The 17,369-nt window shown below is 51.7% G+C and carries 18 protein-coding genes and 3 other annotated features; of the genes, 1 reads left to right on the forward strand and 17 read right to left on the reverse strand.

Annotated features, from left to right (window positions below; translation table 11 throughout):
- Window position 1: 1 nt before the first annotated feature.
- Complete coding sequence (gene pheS, locus D889_RS0103260) at window positions 2-1,045, reverse strand: phenylalanine--tRNA ligase subunit alpha (RefSeq protein WP_010630395.1); 1,044 nt, start codon at window positions 1,043-1,045, stop codon at window positions 2-4.
- Window positions 1,046-1,106: 61 nt separating this feature from the next.
- Window positions 1,107-1,335, reverse strand: a binding site (T-box leader).
- 62 nt (window positions 1,336-1,397) lie between these two features.
- Window positions 1,398-2,165, reverse strand: a complete 768-nt coding sequence (locus D889_RS0103270; protein ID WP_010630396.1) for a TrmH family RNA methyltransferase — start codon at window positions 2,163-2,165, stop codon at window positions 1,398-1,400.
- Between the two features lie 116 nt (window positions 2,166-2,281).
- On the opposite strand from D889_RS0103270, the gene sspI reads away from it, so the two are divergent.
- The gene (sspI, locus tag D889_RS0103275) at window positions 2,282-2,485 is read left to right on the forward strand and encodes a small acid-soluble spore protein SspI (protein ID WP_010630397.1); all 204 of its coding nucleotides are present in this window, start codon (window positions 2,282-2,284) and stop codon (window positions 2,483-2,485) included.
- Between the two features lie 88 nt (window positions 2,486-2,573).
- Here the strand turns inward: sspI and D889_RS0103280 are convergent, their stop codons facing one another.
- From D889_RS0103280 to polA, 15 genes are all read right to left on the reverse strand, one after another.
- Window positions 2,574-2,888 (reverse strand): AzlD domain-containing protein, encoded by a 315-nt coding sequence (locus D889_RS0103280; protein ID WP_010630398.1) that lies wholly within the window; start codon window positions 2,886-2,888, stop codon window positions 2,574-2,576.
- Window positions 2,881-3,570: an AzlC family ABC transporter permease gene (locus D889_RS0103285; RefSeq protein WP_010630399.1), complete on the reverse strand. Its 690-nt coding sequence runs from the start codon at window positions 3,568-3,570 to the stop codon at window positions 2,881-2,883. Before D889_RS0103285 ends, D889_RS0103280 begins: the two co-directional genes overlap by 8 nt.
- Before the next feature lie 133 nt (window positions 3,571-3,703).
- Window positions 3,704-4,057, reverse strand: coding sequence for a 50S ribosomal protein L20 (gene rplT, locus D889_RS0103290; RefSeq protein ID WP_010630400.1), 354 nt, complete (start codon window positions 4,055-4,057; stop codon window positions 3,704-3,706).
- A 114-nt stretch (window positions 4,058-4,171) separates the two neighbouring features.
- The gene (rpmI, locus tag D889_RS0103295) at window positions 4,172-4,366 is read right to left on the reverse strand and encodes a 50S ribosomal protein L35 (protein WP_010630401.1); all 195 of its coding nucleotides are present in this window, start codon (window positions 4,364-4,366) and stop codon (window positions 4,172-4,174) included.
- A 67-nt stretch (window positions 4,367-4,433) separates the two neighbouring features.
- Window positions 4,434-4,937, reverse strand: a complete 504-nt coding sequence (gene infC / locus D889_RS0103300) for a translation initiation factor IF-3 (protein WP_010630402.1) — start codon at window positions 4,935-4,937, stop codon at window positions 4,434-4,436.
- 71 nt (window positions 4,938-5,008) lie between these two features.
- Window positions 5,009-5,124 (reverse strand) — a sequence feature (ribosomal protein L20 leader region).
- 95 nt (window positions 5,125-5,219) lie between these two features.
- Window positions 5,220-7,145, reverse strand: a complete 1,926-nt coding sequence (gene thrS / locus D889_RS0103305) for a threonine--tRNA ligase (RefSeq protein ID WP_010630403.1) — start codon at window positions 7,143-7,145, stop codon at window positions 5,220-5,222.
- Window positions 7,146-7,237: 92 nt separating this feature from the next.
- Window positions 7,238-7,458, reverse strand: a binding site (T-box leader).
- 67 nt (window positions 7,459-7,525) lie between these two features.
- Window positions 7,526-8,104: a DJ-1 family glyoxalase III gene (locus tag D889_RS0103310; RefSeq protein WP_010630404.1), complete on the reverse strand. Its 579-nt coding sequence runs from the start codon at window positions 8,102-8,104 to the stop codon at window positions 7,526-7,528.
- Between the two features lie 264 nt (window positions 8,105-8,368).
- Window positions 8,369-8,521 (reverse strand): YrzI family small protein, encoded by a 153-nt coding sequence (locus tag D889_RS15720; protein WP_018962139.1) that lies wholly within the window; start codon window positions 8,519-8,521, stop codon window positions 8,369-8,371.
- 490 nt (window positions 8,522-9,011) lie between these two features.
- On the reverse strand, window positions 9,012-9,836 hold the full coding sequence (gene ytxC, locus D889_RS0103325; protein WP_010630406.1) for a sporulation protein YtxC: 825 nt from the start codon (window positions 9,834-9,836) through the stop codon (window positions 9,012-9,014).
- A gap of 379 nt (window positions 9,837-10,215) precedes the next feature.
- Window positions 10,216-11,148: a primosomal protein DnaI gene (dnaI, locus tag D889_RS0103330; RefSeq protein WP_010630407.1), complete on the reverse strand. Its 933-nt coding sequence runs from the start codon at window positions 11,146-11,148 to the stop codon at window positions 10,216-10,218.
- Between the two features lie 18 nt (window positions 11,149-11,166).
- On the reverse strand, window positions 11,167-12,534 hold the full coding sequence (locus D889_RS0103335) for a replication initiation and membrane attachment family protein (protein ID WP_010630408.1): 1,368 nt from the start codon (window positions 12,532-12,534) through the stop codon (window positions 11,167-11,169).
- A 60-nt stretch (window positions 12,535-12,594) separates the two neighbouring features.
- A complete protein-coding gene (gene nrdR / locus D889_RS0103340) occupies window positions 12,595-13,077 on the reverse strand; it encodes a transcriptional regulator NrdR (protein ID WP_010630409.1) in 483 nt (160 codons plus the stop codon).
- An 85-nt stretch (window positions 13,078-13,162) separates the two neighbouring features.
- Window positions 13,163-13,762 (reverse strand): dephospho-CoA kinase, encoded by a 600-nt coding sequence (coaE, locus tag D889_RS0103345; RefSeq protein WP_026038965.1) that lies wholly within the window; start codon window positions 13,760-13,762, stop codon window positions 13,163-13,165.
- Window positions 13,756-14,595, reverse strand: coding sequence for a DNA-formamidopyrimidine glycosylase (gene mutM / locus D889_RS0103350; RefSeq protein ID WP_010630411.1), 840 nt, complete (start codon window positions 14,593-14,595; stop codon window positions 13,756-13,758). The genes coaE and mutM overlap by 7 nt, the downstream gene beginning before the upstream one ends.
- Before the next feature lie 117 nt (window positions 14,596-14,712).
- Window positions 14,713-17,346, reverse strand: coding sequence for a DNA polymerase I (gene polA, locus D889_RS0103355; protein WP_010630412.1), 2,634 nt, complete (start codon window positions 17,344-17,346; stop codon window positions 14,713-14,715).
- Between the last annotated feature and the right edge of the window lie 23 nt (window positions 17,347-17,369).

Here is a 17,369-nt window from a genome sequence, read left to right on the forward strand (position 1 = left end):
TTTAAGCCCGCCTGAATTGATTCAGAAAACGGATATCGTCCGTATAGAAATGTCTGATGTCTTCAATCCCGTACTTCAGCATCGCAATCCGTTCCGGCCCCATGCCGAAAGCGAATCCTGTATAGACCGACGGATCAAAACCCGACATCCGCAGCACATTGGGATGCACCATGCCGGCGCCGAGGATTTCGATCCAGCCGGTACCCTTGCAGACGGCACAGCCATGGCCGCCGCAGCGGAAACAGGAAATATCCATTTCAACAGAAGGTTCGGTAAACGGGAAAAAGCTCGGCCGCAGCCGAATCTCGCGGTCTTCACCAAAAATATGCTTGGCAAACACGGTCAATACGCCTTTCAGATCACTGAGCCGGATATGCTTATCGACGCACAGCCCCTCGATTTGCATGAACTGGTGGGAATGCGTCGCATCATCCGTATCGCGCCGGTACACTTTGCCCGGGCAGATAATCTTCACCGGACCCTTGCCTTTGTGCGCTTCCAGCGTCCGCGCCTGCATCGGCGACGTATGCGTCCGCATCAGAATCTCATCGGTGATGTAAAAAGAGTCCTGCATATCACGCGCCGGATGATCCTTCGGCAGATTCAGCGCTTCAAAATTGTAGTAGTCTTCCTCAACCTCGGGTCCTTCGGCAACTGAGAATCCAAGCCCGATAAACAGATCTTCCACCTCACGAATAACGGAGGCGAGTAAGTGGTGGCTGCCGGTCCGGATCTTTCGTCCCGGCAGCGTCACATCGATTTTCTCGTTTTCCAGTTCCTTTTCAAGCAGCTTTTGTTCAAGCTCCGCTTTCTTTGTATCAATGATGTTTCCAATCGCATTTCGGACATCGTTGGCCAGCTGGCCGATGACCGGGCGCTCTTCCTTACTCAGCTTGCCCATGCCCTTCAATATTTCCGTGATCGGTCCTTTTTTACCGAGAAAACGGACCCGCAGATCCTGAAGGTTCTTCAGATCTTCCGCCGACTCCACGTTTTCGAACGCTTTCCTGCGCAGTTCCATCAACTTTTCCTGCAGCACATTCATTTCTTCCCTTCTGGCATTCCTCTGAAATTTTTACCGGATCACAAAAAACGCCCCGCCCCTGAAAAGGGACGAAGCGTCGCGGTACCACCCTTGTTGACATTTCTGTAAGACAATGCCCACTCGATATCGGATAACGGCGAAAAACCGGCACACTCTAAACGAAAACCTGTCTTCGAATGTACAGCTCCGGAGCGAATTCCCGCTGTCCGTTCCGCAAACACGCTTTCAGTCGGTGACGTGTTCTCCCTGAGCGGCGGTGCAGCCGTACTGCTCTCCTTCATTGCTTTTGCTTCAGCAACCATGAGAAAGCATTCAGCATTTTTCTCAGTTGGTATCTCTAAGTATAGGCATTTCACGCCTGATGTGCAAGTTCATCCGCACTCAACCAGTACAGCAGGATGCCCGCCGCCACGGCGACGTTCATCGACTCGGCCCGGCCGGCCATCGGAATCCTGATCTGTATATCGGTTTCGGCAAGCAGTTCCGGCTGAGCGCCGTTCCCTTCATTGCCGACGATCAGGGCATAATCATTTTTGTCCCCGTCTGTCTTTTTCATATTCTGCCCCTGCAGAGAAGAACCGTAAATCGGAATGCCCTGCTGCTTCATTGCCGCAACAACCGTAAACAGATTGCGATGGACAACCGGCAGGTGAAAATGAGAGCCCTGTGCCGACCGGAGCGTTTTGCCGTTATAGCCGTCGACGCACCCTTCACCGAGAAAAACAGCATCCAGTCCGAATGCATCTGCTGTCCGGATCAGTGTCCCGAGATTGCCCGGGTCCTGGACGCCGTCAATGAGCAGGTAACGCCCCTGATGGACGGTCACCGCCGGCTGCACCATCCGGCAGACGGCAATGATCCCCTGCGGTGTCTCCGTCTGGGATAGTTCGGTAAAAATTTTATGCGTCACCTGATAGACTTCAACATCGTCGAGCGGCCAGTCTTCCGGCAGACGGAAAGCTTCGTCAATAAGCACGGCACTCAGCAGGTGACGGGCCGAGAAAGCTGCTTCCTGGACCAGATGCGGGCCTTCCAGCAAATACATCTGTTCCCGCTCCCGCCATTTTCGCAGCTTCAGCTTTTTCCACAATTTAACTTTTTCATTTTGCATCGAAACCATTCGTCTCAAACAAAGGAACCCCTTTAACACACTCTGAAGCGGTATAAACCACTGCTTTTAATCCATACTATACCATACTGTCTGAAAAAATTGCTTGCAGAAAGAAGGAAGGCACCATGGATCTTGATATTCGCCGCGCCGTACTGCAAAATCTGAAAGGAAATAATAAAGAGCAGCTGCAGGAAACGATCGTCGACGCCATTACCAACGGAGAAGAAAAAATGCTTCCGGGTCTCGGCGTGCTGATGGAAGTCATCTGGAACAAAGCGGACGCCCCATTCCGTGACCAGATGCTCATGCGGCTGGAACAAGGCGTCTGATTTCCGTTTTCCAGATCAAGCAGAGTTCAAACGAGCTGCCTCATCATGATCATTGATGAGGCAGCCCGTTTTTTTACAGATTCCTGATTCACAGAAAATAACGGACCAGAAGCCCGGTCACAATACCGATCACGACAGACGGCAGAAAGTGCCGGGTCAGCCGGACAGCCAGAGCGGCAATCAGACAGCTGATCAGGACCGGGAAAGAGAGCACGAGACGGCCCGATGTCGGAATGAAAATTTGCTTGACAATTAACGCGGTAATGATGGCAACCGGAACATAATTAAAATAAAGACGCAATGCCGAGCTCATCTTTCGCCCGGCCATGAGTTCAACACCCAGAAGGCGTGACAGGTAAGTGACAATCGCAAGAATACCGATGAACAGCCACTGATTAAGCATGTTTCTGCCTCCCGTGCAGCCAGAGGCCGACGAGCGGTGCAAGCAGTCCCGTAGTGATAATCGTCAGCTGATTGCCGGGGGCAAAATAGTCCATACTGATGGCGATCACTGCCGCTGCCAGTGCCGTGGCGATCACCGGTTTCCCCTTCAGCCCCGGAACGAGCAGTGCGGCAAAGGTCACCGGAAAAGCCAGATCCAGCCCCCACTGCTGCGGATCCAGCTGACTGCCCATCAAGGCACCGAAATACCCGGCGAGAATCCAGGCAATGTAGAACATTCCGGTCACGATGGAGAAATAGACGGGGTCGGGACCGAATTTTTTGAAACGGGAACTGGACAGAACAAATGGTTCATCTGAAATGCCGAATGCCAGTAATGCCTTCCATTTTCCTGCCGGTGCCAGACCTTCGGCGAGTGCGGCACCGTATAACAGATTCCGCAGGTTCAGCAGCATCACTGTCAGAAGGATACTGATCATGCCGGCTCCGCCCGCTGCCATGGCCACAGCCACCAGCTGTGCGGATCCGGAAAAGACCAGGACAGACATCGCCGCTGCTGTCAGCAGGCTGAATCCGGCCTGAACAGCCATGACGCCATAAGACAAGCCATAGGCGGCAATGGCAATGGCAAGCGGCAGTGCCTCGATGCAGGCTGTTTTCACTGTACTCTTGCGATGCTCCATTTTCTTTCACCACATCTTTCATTTCTAGGGTAAAAAAATATAAATGAAGCCCCCTCCTGTCATCAGAACAGGAAAGGGGCCGGGTCACCGTGAAGCTGCAGAATTGCATCTGTCACGGCTATTTGATTTTCATTCAGATAGCAGCTTTTGCTTTTTCAGCCAGTGTGGCGAACGCTTTTTCGTCGTTCACAGCCAGATCGGCCAGCATTTTGCGGTTGACTTCAATACCGGCCACTTTCAGGCCATGAATCAGCGTACTGTAAGAAAGGCCGTTAATCCGGGCCGCCGCATTAATCCGGGCGATCCACAGTTTGCGGAAATTCCGCTTCGTCTGACGACGGTCGCGGTAAGCATAGGTCAGGGATTTGAAGACCTGTTCCTGAGCGACCTTGAATAATTTATGTTTTGCGCCATAATAACCCTTCGCAAGTTTCAGAATTTTCTTGTGTCTGCGCCGAGTCACAAATCCGCCTTTAACTCTTGCCATTGTAAAAAACCTCCTAGAATAGCCTGCCCGTGAACAACCGGAGAAACGTCACAGTTTCCTGACGCCGCATCGGACAGTCTTCAAAAAATAGTGCAAATCTTTAGCTGCCTGTTCTCAGGCGTTGATCATTTTTTTGACTTTTTTAGCTAATGTAGACGTTGCGATCGCGCTCTTGCGTAGATTGCGTTTCTGCTTCTGAGACTTGTGGCTCATCATATGGCTCGTATATGAATGATTCCGTTTCATTTTTCCCGATGCAGTTTTTCTGAAGCGCTTTGCAGCACCTTTGTGTGTTTTCATTTTTGGCATTGAAAATTTCCTCCCGGCGGAGCAGCTGAAAGCCGTCGACTGAACTTATGCCGCTCCAAATACTGTTTTACTTATCGACTTTCGGGGCAAGCACGAGAAACATGCTGCGGCCTTCCATCTTCGGCCTTGCCTCGACGACACTGACTTCCGCACATTCCCTGGCAAGTTTCTCGAGCACCTGGCGGCCAAGATCAGAGTGAGTGATGGCGCGTCCTCTGAAGCGGACGGACACCTTCACTTTGTCGCCCTTCTCAAGAAACTTGCGGGCATTGCGCATCTTGGTGTTGAAATCATGTTCCTCAATGCTCGGACTCAGACGGATTTCCTTGATGCTGATCACTTTCTGATTCTTGCGGGCTTCCCGGTCCTTCTTCTGCTGCTCGAACCGGTACTTTCCGTAATCCATGATGCGGCATACAGGCGGTTTTGCGCCCGGTGCAACCATCACAAGATCAAGATTCACATTGCGGGCCATTGCCAGAGCTTCCGATTTGGACTTGATGCCGACCTGACCGCCGTTCTGGTCGATCAGACGGACTTGCTGAGCACGGATACCCTCGTTGACAATCATGTCTTTGCTAATATTGAGCCACCTCCAGATTATTTTGAGCAAAGCTTCAGGCAATTCCTTTTCAAGTTCAAAGGCAAAAGAAAATGCGGGCGTAAACGCCCGCATGGAAAAATCAATCGTTATACCGACCTGACAACAACATCTCTGCATCGTTCAGGTGAGAAGCGGGGCGCCTCTGCTTTACTCAAACATTAACTTACTTAATATAGCATGACATCCAATACTTTGCAAGGCCGGAAATCAGAAAACGTAGCCGCCCGTTATCCCGCAAGATCTTTCTGTTTATTTAACGACCGGTTTTTTCGTGACCCGGTTTTTAATTTCCTCAAGTATCTTTGCTTTAAAATCCGCATAAGGTACCGTTTCCGTAGCCTTTTCACCGTATTTCCGGACCGTCACAGTGTGATCCTTGATCTCATTGTCACCGATAACCAGAGTATATGGAATCTTGTGTGTCTGTGCGTCGCGGATCTTGTAGCTCAGTTTCTCTTCACGTGTGTCGGCATGCGCACGGATCTGCAGCGCCTTCAGATCGCGTTCCAGGCCCTTTACATAATCCGTATGCACATCGGCAACCGGAAGCAGTTCAGCCTGAACCGGTGCCAGCCAGGTCGGGAATGCGCCTGCGAAGTGTTCGATCAGAATGCCGATGAAGCGGTCAAGCGAACCATAAATGGCGCGGTGCAGAACTACCGGGCGTGCCTTCTCGTTATTCTGATCGGTATAGGTCAGATCGAACTTCAGCGGCATCTGATAGTCAAGCTGGATCGTCGCGCACTGATGGCTGCGTCCCAGCGCATCCTTAATATGGAAGTCGATCTTCGGGCCGTAGAACGCGCCGTCGCCTTCATTAATCGTGTAAGGCACGTCCATGACGCTCAGCGCATGCTTCAGTGATGCTTCCGCGGAATCCCAGAGTTCGATGCTGCCCATGTGATCCTCAGGACGGGTCGACAGCTCGACGGTATAGGGGAAACCGAACGTGCCGTATATTTTCTTGATCAGACCGAAGATGTTCTGGATTTCGCTCTCAATCTGATCCGGACGGATGAAAATGTGTGCATCATCCTGACAGAATGTGCGGACACGGAACATGCCGTTCAGCGCACCGCTGAGTTCATGACGATGGACCTGTCCGAATTCAGCGATCCGGATCGGCAGGTCACGGTAGGAATGCAGCGTATTCTTGTAGATCAGCATGTGTCCCGGACAGTTCATCGGTTTCAGTGCATAGTTGACGTCATCCACTTTGGTAAAATACATATTTTCATGGTAATGTGCCCAGTGCCCTGAGTTTTCCCAAAGTCTCTGGTTCATAATCAGCGGCGTCCGCACTTCTTCGTAATCCGCCTGACGCTGCAGCTGGCGTGCAAAGTCCTCCAGCTCCGTCCGGATAATCATCCCGTTCGCCAGATAGAACGGCATGCCCGGTGCTTCTTCCGAGAACATGAACAGATCAAGCTGTTTGCCGATCTTCCGGTGGTCGCGTTTCGCGGCTTCATCAAGGAAATGGAGATAGTGATCCAGGTCTTTCTGGTTCAGGAAAGCCGTGCCGTAGACACGCTGCAGCATTTTATTATTGCTGTCCCCGCGCCAGTAGGCACCGGCCACGCTCATCAGCTTGAATGCCTTAATCTTGCCGGTCGACGGCAGATGCGGTCCGCGGCAGAGATCAACATAATCACCCTGCCTGTAGGTCGTGATCGTTTCTCCCTCCGGAAGTTCGCGGATCAGCTCTGTTTTCAGCGGATCATCGGCGAAGATTTCCAGTGCTTCGTCCCGGGAAACTTCCTTCCGTTCGATCGGCAGGTTTTCACTGACGATTTTCTTCATTTCCTTCTCAATCGCCGGAAAATCTTCCTTTGAAAGGGAGTGATCCATATCGACATCATAATAGAACCCGTTTTCAATGACCGGACCGATGCCAAGCTTGACATCGGGATACAGGTGTCTGAGCGCCTGCGCCAGCAAATGGGCGCAGCTGTGTCTCATCACCTTCAGACCTTCATCGGAATCCTGAGGAAGGATTTCAATGGTAGCGTCCGAAACAATTGGCCGGTCGAGATCATAAAGATCACCATTGACTTTACCGAGAACAGCCTTTTTCTTCAGACTGTTTGAGATCGAAGCGGCAACGTCTTCCGTCGTTACCCCTGATTCGAAATTCCTGACACTCTGATCAGGAAACGTAAGATGAATCACTGACATGAAAGAACACTCCTTTGTATCACAGCTTATTGACTGATTAATTCCGGTGACGGCAAAGCCCCTGTCTGGACGCAAAAAAACACCCGTCCCTGTAAAGGGACGAGTGTCTGCCCGCGGTTCCACCCTTGTTCCCGCCCGGTACAAACCGGACAGCTCAAGAATCTGATAACGGAAAATTTTTCCGCCGGCGGATACTGATTTCCCCGCCGAAGTTCGGAGGTGGTGAGCTTTTCACACCGCCGGGAACGTTGCACCTATGGTTCCCTCTCTGCAGACAGTCTTGAAAAGTCCGTGTCCTCGTCGTCACCGATCACTGATTAACTTAATGTCGATTATAGCCTGACCTGACTTGAAAATCAAGACGCGCTAATAATTTTAGGTCAGGCCCTGACTTTATCCCGGTTTTCCATCAGAAAATCAAACAGCATCGCCTTGCTAACCTGATCCGCTTCGTTTTCCAGGCCGAGCTGACGGAGCAGTTCCAGACCGATCGGCAGTGTTGTGCCTGCCGCGCGCGATGTAATGATATTTCCTGAGACAACCACAGGGTCTTCCAGATAATCCGCATCCTTGATGTGGCTGCGGAAGTCCGGATTGCTCGTCACTTTTTCACCTTTCAGAATGCCGGCACGTTCCAAAGCAATAGGCGCCGCACAGATGGCCGCGACCTTTTTCCCGTTGTCGTAATAATACCGGATCAGTTTCTGAACACGTGCATCATCTCTGAGCGTCTTCGCGCCTTTCGTCCCGCCGGGCAGATAGATACCGTCGAAATCAGTCAGTCCGTCACTGTCAATGGTTGTATCCGCCTGCAGCGTAATGCGGTGTGATCCTTCGACCAGTTTTCCGCCGAGCGAACAGAGCACCACCTCAACACCGCCTCTGAGCAGGACATCAATCGCCGTTACTGCTTCGGTTTCTTCAAATCCGTTTGCAAGCAAGACAAGAATCCGCTTCAAGTCTGTCGCCTCCCAAGTGATTTCATCAGTCTCATCGTAACATACAGAGGAACGATTACAAAACGCACTGTCTCACCTGCTTTTTTAAAAAGAGGCCGGCAGCCGGCTGTTTTAGCAGCCCGCTGCCGGCCATTACCGGATCAGAAGTCCCCATTCCTGTACGTCCGTTACTGTGCATAGCGAATCTGCTTTTTTGATCATTTTGAACTCCCCCTTTGCCATGTATCTGGTAAGATCTGATTTTTCATTTCTATGCGCCGGAAATCAGCGAATAAACCGGGAATAGTTCAGACGTCGGGTCAGCATATCATCCTGCATCGACCTGACGCGCTGCGCGTCACGATAACGGGCCGCCGTCATTTTCGCTCTCTGAACGGAAATCGTTACATTAAGCGCAAACAGGTTTAATTTCAGCATCAAATCCCCTCCCCTCACAATTGGTATGGTTTCTTGATTATTTCCGACAGCGCAACTGTTTTCTCTGATCATTAATGCATCCATCTTAACGACCTCCCACAAATCATTTATATAAAAGCGTCCCGAATCAGGAACGGCTTTATACCTGAGACCATTCGTGCGTTTCGTGTTTCTCTCTGCAATCAGTCCGAAGACGCAGAAAGGCCGTAGGGGCATCGGCATGAGACGGTTTTTCTGAAGCAAAATAGGGCACAGAAAAACCGCAGCCAGTGACCGGCCTGCGGCAGTTAGTTGTGTTCTGATTGAAAAAAGCGGATCAGTCAGCAGAGCGCTCTTGCCGAGGCCATGAAAAACGATATGCAGTTGATGATACCGTATGCGTTGTTCGTGTATTCATCATCATATCGTGATGACCTCCTTAAATTTCTGCTGTTTACTTTTACAGTATAAATGGAAATGATTTCTTTGTAAACCCTTCCGGTGCCCATTTTTACGGATAGCCGGCCTGGTCCTCAGTATGAAATGATGAGGGCAGGAAGCAGACCCGGTCTTCGAAGACCTGGTGCAGCGTTCTCATAATGCTGTGCTCCGGCCGGTCGGTATGGACGATCACCTGCTGCGGAGCCAGTGCGATCAAGGTCAGTATGATCGATGGTTCCGCCTCGATCCCCCACTGTTTGAGCAGCGGGTAAAACGAACGGACGGACTGGTCATTGCGAACCGGCCGGTGCCGGTCGTCATAGAGTCTGAAGGGCTGTTCGTCGAAAACTTCAATCCGGTTGCACAGCGGCCGGTAGCTTCTGATGATCCGCCGCAGTTTGTCGATAAACACTTGATACTCCTGTTCGAGCTTATACTCATCGATCGCAATTTCAACGAACCGGCGCAGCACATCCCGATAGGCCGTCAGCCGGAAGCGAAGAAATGACCCGTAAGTGAACGTCCGGCGCTCCTGAAAGACCTCATTCAGCGCGCCGACCATCAGTTCACGCCGGTCCGGAAGCGTCCCTGCCTGTGGCAGATCCTTTTTCTCTCCGGCAAAAATCGCCTGGACAATGCTCAGAATGGCGACCTTCTCCGCAGGATCGGTAAAAAGGTAGTATTTCTCAATCATTTCGAGCAGCCAGTTTCGTTCGGACTGCTCGATGATGTGCCGCGCAGTCAGATTCGCCAGTTCTTTGTAGTCCTCATCGTTTTCGGAAACGATGGCCAGGCTGCTGTTGATCAGGAGGACTCCTGACGCCTGGCGGAACACCGCCGGGAGTTCTCTGTAAAGACCGGCTGCTTCCTCTCTGGTTTCAAATACGATCTCCAATCGCTTATCCTCCCCGTCCACATCTTTATAAAGACTATATGGGGGACACAGCCGGATCATGCGCTGAAAAGAAGAAATAAAAAAAGACCTTTTTCAGGTCGCAGATCGCACGATAATTCAATGATAAATAAGCAGTTTTCCTGTTCAATAATTAACGAGAGGAAAGGGGATGTTTCGTCGTTGACGGGAAATGCAAAGAAAGCGCAGGAATGTTAAGAAAGAGAACAAAATTAACAACTGCCTGATCCATTTTTCAATGTTCCTGAAAAAAAGAGACTGATTACTCCGGAATAGATCCGCCGGAAAGTGTTTTATCAGCCGATTTGAAAATATATCAGCCAAAATGAAATGCTCGATTAATCTACGATGCAGTCCGGCATTATCTGCGGTTTGCGCCCTCCATCTTCACCTGGACTGTGAAATGGCGGATCCGTTCCATCAGCCGGCGGGCTTTCACGTATTCCACTCCGCTCTTCTGAGAATAGGAAAAATGATCCTCAAGTTCGTCGTAATTAAAGTTCGAGGTATAAAGCGTCGGCAGATGCTCCATCATCCGGTACTGAAGGACACTTCCGAGCACCTCATCGCGGATCCACGGGGTCATGGTCTCCGCACCGATATCGTCCAGGATCAGAACAGGGGCCTTCTTCAGCACATCAAGCTTGGTATCAACCGTATTATCCTGAATGGCACTTTTTATTTCCCTGAAAAAATCCGGTGCGTAAACGATTAATGAAGCAACATGCTTCCGTTCCGCCAGACTGTTCATGATGGCGCCCATCAGATACGTTTTTCCGACACCGAATTGACCGCAGAGATAGAGTCCCTTTGCCGTTTCAGGATTGTCGAGATAGGCCCGGACAAAATCGCCGGCCGCTTTCAACGCAAGCTGACGGCCGCTATCCAGTTTGTCAATATTCTTAAACGTGGCACGGAGGATATCCTTGGGTACATAATAGCTTCGGATCAGCTGGCTCTGCCGCTGCTCGGCTTCCCGTTCCAGAAGCAGCGGGCAAGGCGAAAAGGTCAGTGTCAGGCTGCCTCTGTCGTTCACCAGATCGGGCCTGTAGCCGGAAAGCAGGTTGGGGCAATGATCGAGTCCCGGGCAATGGTCACAATGATTCCATTCCTCAGTAAACTGATACAGGCGGTTCAGCGATCTTGACCAGTCCTTATCGCCGAGTGATGGATTCTGAGCCGCGAAACGCTGCACTCTTGGGTTTTTCTTAAGTTCCGCCAGAACTTGTTCTCTGTCGGTCCGTCCGTTCCCGCCGTTCCCCATACTCTTCAGTAACGACTTAATCGGCTCCATCAGTGATCCCTCCTCTCATCAGATACTGTTCAGATAATCATCCAGCCACTTGGCTCTTTTTCTTGCCTCTTCATCGGGAATCTTTGCCGTTTCTTTCGCAGCCGGCCGGTTCATCCACTCCGGAACCACTTCATGGTGTCCGCTTCCCGATGGCCTTCTCGCCGCCGGTTTCTTCGCCGTCGTCCGGTTCCGCCGCTTTTTTTGTTCCGCCCGGGCCACGGACATCGCCTGACGGACCGTCCGGATATTGGCGCGTGACCACTGAGCCGCGATTTTTTCAACGAATGCCTGATTCAGCTTATTATGATTGACATGAACAATATAGTCGATCAGCACATTGATGACGCCGGGATTCAGCCTGGTCGTAAACATCAGATTTTCGACCAGGCGTAGATCCGGCGGCTGAGGTTTGCTGCCGTTTCCGAGCTGTTCCAGCAGCTGATAAGGCGAATTGGATTCATACCAGAGAATCAGCCGCTGCTCTTCCGTCTCCGGCTTCTTCCCTGCCATTTCGCGGTCGGCAGCCGGCTGTGTGCGTTCATACAAAGCTGGCAGCTCATCGGCTCCATGCTCGAGGCGGTAAAAATCGCGTACTTCTTTCCTCAACGACTCAATATCCACGTTTCCGGTCTCAAGCGAAGCGGATTCGATCGCCCGGCTCATGTCAAAAGGATCCGTCTGATAGATAAAAGCAAGCTTTTCCACGGCGGAACGGACTTCGGCAGTAAGCGCGTCTTCGGAAACAATCGCATCCGACAAATACCCCTTCAATGCCTTGAAATCAAATGTATGCCGGATCCGGACACCGGGCGCCTTTACGCGCTTCGCCCACTGGCTGGTTTCGTCCGTCAGCCGCTGCGTTTCCTCAGCTTCAGACTGGGGAACTGTTTCAAAAACATCATTGAAGGCAGCAGATATCTCCTCGAACGCATCCGGGGAAGGCTGCTGTTCAGCCTTAAAAAGCGTGCTGAGCCGCTGATAATCGTGCGGGCCGACCTGATGATAAAGAAATGTACTGAGCAGTCCGTCATGAAAGAAACGGTCCGGCTGCATCGGCGGATTCAGCTGATAGAGAAAAAAGCCGGGATCTGTTTGCTCCTTGCGGAATGTCCGGAGCAATCCGACAGCCTCCAGTTTCTTGCGCGCCTTCAGAATCCGGTCGAGCGAAAGGTTCATAAAACTCATAAGCTGATGATGCGTTTCAGAAATCGTTTCCCCTGCCGGATCCTGTTCCTGCCAGAACGTAAAATACAGGCTCGTCGCTTCGATCCCGACAAGCGGCTGATACAGACAAGTGATGATTCTCTGGTCGTAAACACTTAATAAACCGGCCGTTCTGACTTCATAACGGTCACCCGGGAGGATTTCCTTCCACGACTGAATCATACCGGCAACCCCTTTCCGAACAGTTTCCGGGCCATCTTCCGCGCCCCTTCGGCTGCAGGGTTACCCTTTCTTACTGTTCTTCTCACGTTCAAGCTGATCTTTCAATTCCTGAATTTCTCTCGCAAAGACATTGATATCCTTGAACCGGCGGTAGACCGATGCAAAGCGAACATAGGCGACCTCGTCCACCTTGGCAAGCTCGTTCATCACCAGTTCGCCGATCTCATGACTGTGAACCTCAGAACGCCCGTCGTCGCGAAGCGTTTTCTCAACTCGACTGGCGATGTCCTCAAGCTTTTCCAGCGGTACAGGGCGCTTCTCGCAGGCCTTGATCAACCCATGGAGAATCTTCTCCGAACTGAAGGCTTCACGGGTGTCCCCTTTTTTGACAACAACCAGCGGTGTCTGTTCTACCCGTTCAAAAGTCGTAAACCGAAAATGGCAATGTTCACATTCTCTTCTTCTGCGAATGGCTTTTCCGCTGTTCACAGGGCGAGAGTCAAGCACTTTTGTCCCATCTTTTTTACAGCTTGGACAGCGCATCATTACCCACCTCAATCGCAGTTTTACTGTTACTTACATTTTATCCTAACCGAACACAGAAGAAAAGCGCCGCCCCGCCGGCGTGTCACAAGAGGTGCCACTGTTTCAGCAGGCCGGCGAGCTGCCGCTCGGTGGATGCGACCGAGCCGTCGTTCTGAATGACCGCGTCGGCGCGCCTCTTTTTCTCCTCAAGTGACATCTGCGACCGAATCCGCGCCAGCGCTTCCGTCTTCGACAGGTGATCCCGCTGCATCAGGCGGGACAGTTCGGTTTCCGGGGTGACATAGACGACAATTGTCCGGTCGGTCCAGCTTGTAAAAGGGCCCTCGAACAGCAACGGTACGTCGAGAACAACCACAGGGCATCCCTGCGCTTCACAGGTTGCCATCTGTTCGCGCATTCTCTTCCGGATCAGCGGATGAAGCAAATCATCCAGCTGCTTTCGCTTCTCAGAATCATGGAAAATCATCGCACCAAGCCGGGCACGGTCAAGTTTTCCATCTGCCGCCACGACTTCCGGACCAAAGGCTTTGATGACCCGCCTCAGGCCTTCTTCCCCGGGGGCAACCACCTGACGGGCAATCCGGTCGGCATCGATCACCGGGAAACCGTGGCGCCGAAACCAGCCGGAGACCGTGCTTTTCCCGCTGGCAATGCCGCCGGTGAGCCCGATCCGCATCATGATTTCCGCCTTCTTGCCTGGCACTTCGGACAAAAATGCGTCCCGCGGCCACCGACCCGGGTTTTCTCAATCCGCGTGCCGCATCGGACACAAGGCTGCCCTTCTCTTCCGTAGACGCAGAGTTTCTGCTGAAAAAAGCCCATCTCACCCTGCCCGTTGACAAACGTTCTGACACTGCTCCCGCCCATCCGGACAGCTTCGCGCAACGTTTCAACAATCGCTTTTCTTAGTGCTGAGATTTGTTTCACGGTCAGATTTGCCGCAGGGGTCAGCGGATGGATCCGGGCGCGAAAGAGCGATTCGTCGACGTAGATATTGCCCAGGCCGACGACCGCTGTCTGATCAAGGAGCAGCGGTTTGATCGCCCGGGTTGTCTTCCGGCAGACAGAACGCAGAAACGCATCCGTGAATACCGGTGAAAAAGGTTCCGGTCCGAGCTTGCTGAGCGGAAGGCTGTCCCATTCGCGACCCTTTTCAAACAGATGCATCGTCCCGAATTTGCGTACATCGCGGTAACGAAGGGCCGTCCCATCTGTGAAATGAAAAATGACATGCGTATAACGGTCAACCGGCACTTCTTCAGATTCCAGCCGGTATCTCCCTTCCATTCGCAGATGGGAGACGACGACTTCATCATCAAAACAAAGCAGAAGAAATTTTCCTCTCCTGCCGACATGGTGCAGCGTTTCTCCTATTAATAGGCGGGCAAACTGCCGGCTGTCCTGCGGCCGGCGGATGATGTGCGGCCAGCGGATCTCAACGTTCGCCACCGTTTTCCCTATCACGAGTTCATTCAATGTTCTTTTGACCGTTTCCACTTCGGGCAGTTCGGGCACAAAAATTTCCCCTTTACTTCTGTTTATTGACCACAGATGCAGTGAATTTCCCACACAATTAAATAGAAACGGAAAAGCTGAAATACTTCCCAGCCTTTCCGTCTTTACAAAATGCGGTCATTTTGCATCATACCATGTGGGTCCGTAGGCACATTCGACTTTCAGCGGTACTTTAAGCTGAATGGCATGTTCCATGACATCGGGTACGATTTTCTTCATCGTCTCAAGCTCGTCCGCGGGTACTTCAAAGATCAGTTCGTCATGCACCTGAAGCAGCATTCGTGCCTTGAGCCGTTCCTGCTCGAGCCGGTCTTGCATCTGGATCATCGCCAGTTTAATCACGTCTGCCGCGCTGCCCTGAATCGGCGTATTCATTGCCGTCCGCTCCGCAAAACTGCGCCGATTGAAATTCCGGCTGTTGATATCCGGCAGATAGCGGCGCCGGTTAAGCAGTGTCGTGACATAGCCTTCCTGATGCGCTTTGGCAACAATTTCCGCCATATAATTCCGGACACCGGGATAACTTTTCAGATAAGTTTCAATGAACTGCCCGGCCTGTTTGCGCGTAATCCCGATGTTCTGAGAGAGGCCGTAATCGCTGATTCCATAAATGATACCGAAGTTGACTGCTTTGGCATGCCGGCGCATCAGCGGTGTGACGTCTTCCTTCGGTACACCGAAAACATCCATGGCTGTCCGCGTGTGAATATCCATACCGTCGATGAACGCCTGCTGGAGATTGGCATCATCGGCAATATGCGCAAGCACGCGCAGTTCGATCTGCGAATAGTCGGCCGAAAACATTTGCCAGCCTTGTTCCGACGGCAGAAATGCCTTGCGAATCTTCCGGCCCTCTTCCATACGGATGGGAATATTCTGGAGGTTCGGATCATTGGAACTTAACCGGCCGGTCTGCGTCAGCGCCTGATTGTATACGGTATGGATCTTGCCTGTTTTGGGATGGATGACTTTCAGTAAGCCTTCAACATAGGTTGATTTCAGTTTGCCGAGCTGCCGGTAATCCAGGATCCGGTCAATGATCTCATGACGCCCGCGTAATTTTTCCAGAACATCGGCTGCCGTTGAATAGCCTGTCTTGGTCTTTTTGATGGCCGGAAGCTGCAGTTTCTCAAACAGAATTTCACCCAGTTGCTTCGGTGAGTTGATATTGAATGTCACGCCGGCCATCTGGTAAATCTCATTCTCGATGACTTCAAGTGTCCGGTCGAGTTCGCTGCCCATGGCGGTTAACGTCTCTTTACTTGTTCGCACGCCGGTGAACTCCATTCTCGCCAGCACCCGCGAAAGCGGCATTTCCAGATCAAAGAGCAGCTTCTCCTGCTGATTGGCTTTCAGCTTCTCCATCAGTTTCGGCTGCAGCTTCAGAAGCGCATCGGCCCTCTCGCCGAGATGCTGCGCCTGTCCGTCATCCGGAGGTATCTGCCGCTTCGCTCCTTTTCCATAGAAAACGTCGTCGGTCTTCAGATTCGGAATGCCGTATTTACCGGCAAGCAGCGCCACGTCCTGACCAGCTTCAGACGGATCAATCAGATAAGCGGCAAGGCGGATGTCGAAAGAGATCCCTTTTAGCGTCAGCCCGCGCCATTTAAGCGCTACCTCGGCCTGTTTGCCGTCAAGCACGACTTTCTTGCGCGCACTGTCGGCCAGCCACTCGGCAAAACAGGCATCCTTCAATGCCGCTTCGGTCTGAATAAAATATGTGCCTGTGCGGTTTGCAACGCTAAAACCGGTGATGGCCGCATAATGATAATTGTCGTCAAGCATGTTCACAAGCAGTGCAGAAGGCGAGACCAACTGCTCTTTGGAGAAAGCATCGACTGAAGTCACTTTAATTTCTTCAGATGCCTTAACGTCCTCTTCTTCTGTCGGCACATCCATTTTTTCCAGCATCGACTGGAAACCGAGTTCATGAAACAGATCTGTCAGTTCCGGTGTCACGCTTTCTTCAAAAGCGCAGTCCTCTACCTTCAGCGCAACAGGGGCATCACGGTCAATCGTCGCTACCTGCTTGCTCATCATTGCCTGTTCCCGGTTGTTTTCCAGTCTCTCTTTCAGCTTCTTGCCGGAAACCTCATCAAGATGCCCATAGACGCCCTCAACTGTTCCGAAGCGGCTGAGCAGCTTGACGGCGGTCTTTTCTCCGACACCGGGAACTCCGGGGATGTTGTCCGAGGCATCGCCCATCAATCCCTTTAAATCGATCACTCCTGACGGTTTCAGCCCTCCGTAGCGCTGTCCGACCTGATCGACATTATAATCCACCGTATCGGTGATTCCTTTTTTGATTAAAGAGACATGGATGTGGTCACCGACCAGCTGGAGGTAATCCTTGTCCCCTGTGATGATCCGGACTTCGAAACCTTCCTGCTGTGCCCGTCTGGACAGTGTGCCGACAATATCGTCCGCCTCATAGTTATCCAGTTCATAACGCTTGATGCCCATTGCATCGAGCAGCTCATAGACAAAAGGAAATTGCTGCGAAAGTTCAGGAGGCGTTTTCTGCCGACCGCCTTTATAGTCTTTATATGTCTTGTGCCTGAAGGTCGTTTTTCCCGCATCAAAAGCAACCAGCAGGTGTGTCGGTTTCTCTTCCATGATCACTTTCATCAGCATCGTTGTAAATCCATAGATTGCATTCGTGTACATACCCTGATTATTGCTTAGTAAGGGAAGCGCAAAAAAAGCGCGGTAGACGACATTGTTGCCGTCAATCAGTACGAGTTTTTTCATAGACTGCCTCCCGGATTCATGCC

The organism is Sporolactobacillus vineae DSM 21990 = SL153, assembly GCF_000377985.1.
Taxonomy (GTDB): domain Bacteria; phylum Bacillota; class Bacilli; order Bacillales; family Sporolactobacillaceae; genus Sporolactobacillus; species Sporolactobacillus vineae.

Excerpts from the sequence above, each read along its gene's own strand:
- pheS (WP_010630395.1), bottom strand. The coding sequence starts at position 1,045 with ATGAATGTGCTGCAGGAAAAGTTGATGGAACTGCGCAGGAAAGCGTTC.
- D889_RS0103270 (WP_010630396.1), bottom strand. The coding sequence starts at position 2,165 with ATGGTTTCGATGCAAAATGAAAAAGTTAAATTGTGGAAAAAGCTGAAG.
- sspI (WP_010630397.1), top strand. The coding sequence starts at position 2,282 with ATGGATCTTGATATTCGCCGCGCCGTACTGCAAAATCTGAAAGGAAAT.
- D889_RS0103280 (WP_010630398.1), bottom strand. The coding sequence starts at position 2,888 with ATGCTTAATCAGTGGCTGTTCATCGGTATTCTTGCGATTGTCACTTAC.
- D889_RS0103285 (WP_010630399.1), bottom strand. The coding sequence starts at position 3,570 with ATGGAGCATCGCAAGAGTACAGTGAAAACAGCCTGCATCGAGGCACTG.
- rplT (WP_010630400.1), bottom strand. The coding sequence starts at position 4,057 with ATGGCAAGAGTTAAAGGCGGATTTGTGACTCGGCGCAGACACAAGAAA.
- rpmI (WP_010630401.1), bottom strand. The coding sequence starts at position 4,366 with ATGCCAAAAATGAAAACACACAAAGGTGCTGCAAAGCGCTTCAGAAAA.
- infC (WP_010630402.1), bottom strand. The coding sequence starts at position 4,937 with ATGATTGTCAACGAGGGTATCCGTGCTCAGCAAGTCCGTCTGATCGAC.
- thrS (WP_010630403.1), bottom strand. The coding sequence starts at position 7,145 with ATGTCAGTGATTCATCTTACGTTTCCTGATCAGAGTGTCAGGAATTTC.
- D889_RS15720 (WP_018962139.1), bottom strand. The coding sequence starts at position 8,521 with ATGCTGAAATTAAACCTGTTTGCGCTTAATGTAACGATTTCCGTTCAG.
- dnaI (WP_010630407.1), bottom strand. The coding sequence starts at position 11,148 with ATGGAGCCGATTAAGTCGTTACTGAAGAGTATGGGGAACGGCGGGAAC.
- D889_RS0103335 (WP_010630408.1), bottom strand. The coding sequence starts at position 12,534 with ATGATTCAGTCGTGGAAGGAAATCCTCCCGGGTGACCGTTATGAAGTC.
- nrdR (WP_010630409.1), bottom strand. The coding sequence starts at position 13,077 with ATGCGCTGTCCAAGCTGTAAAAAAGATGGGACAAAAGTGCTTGACTCT.
- polA (WP_010630412.1), bottom strand. The coding sequence starts at position 17,346 with ATGAAAAAACTCGTACTGATTGACGGCAACAATGTCGTCTACCGCGCT.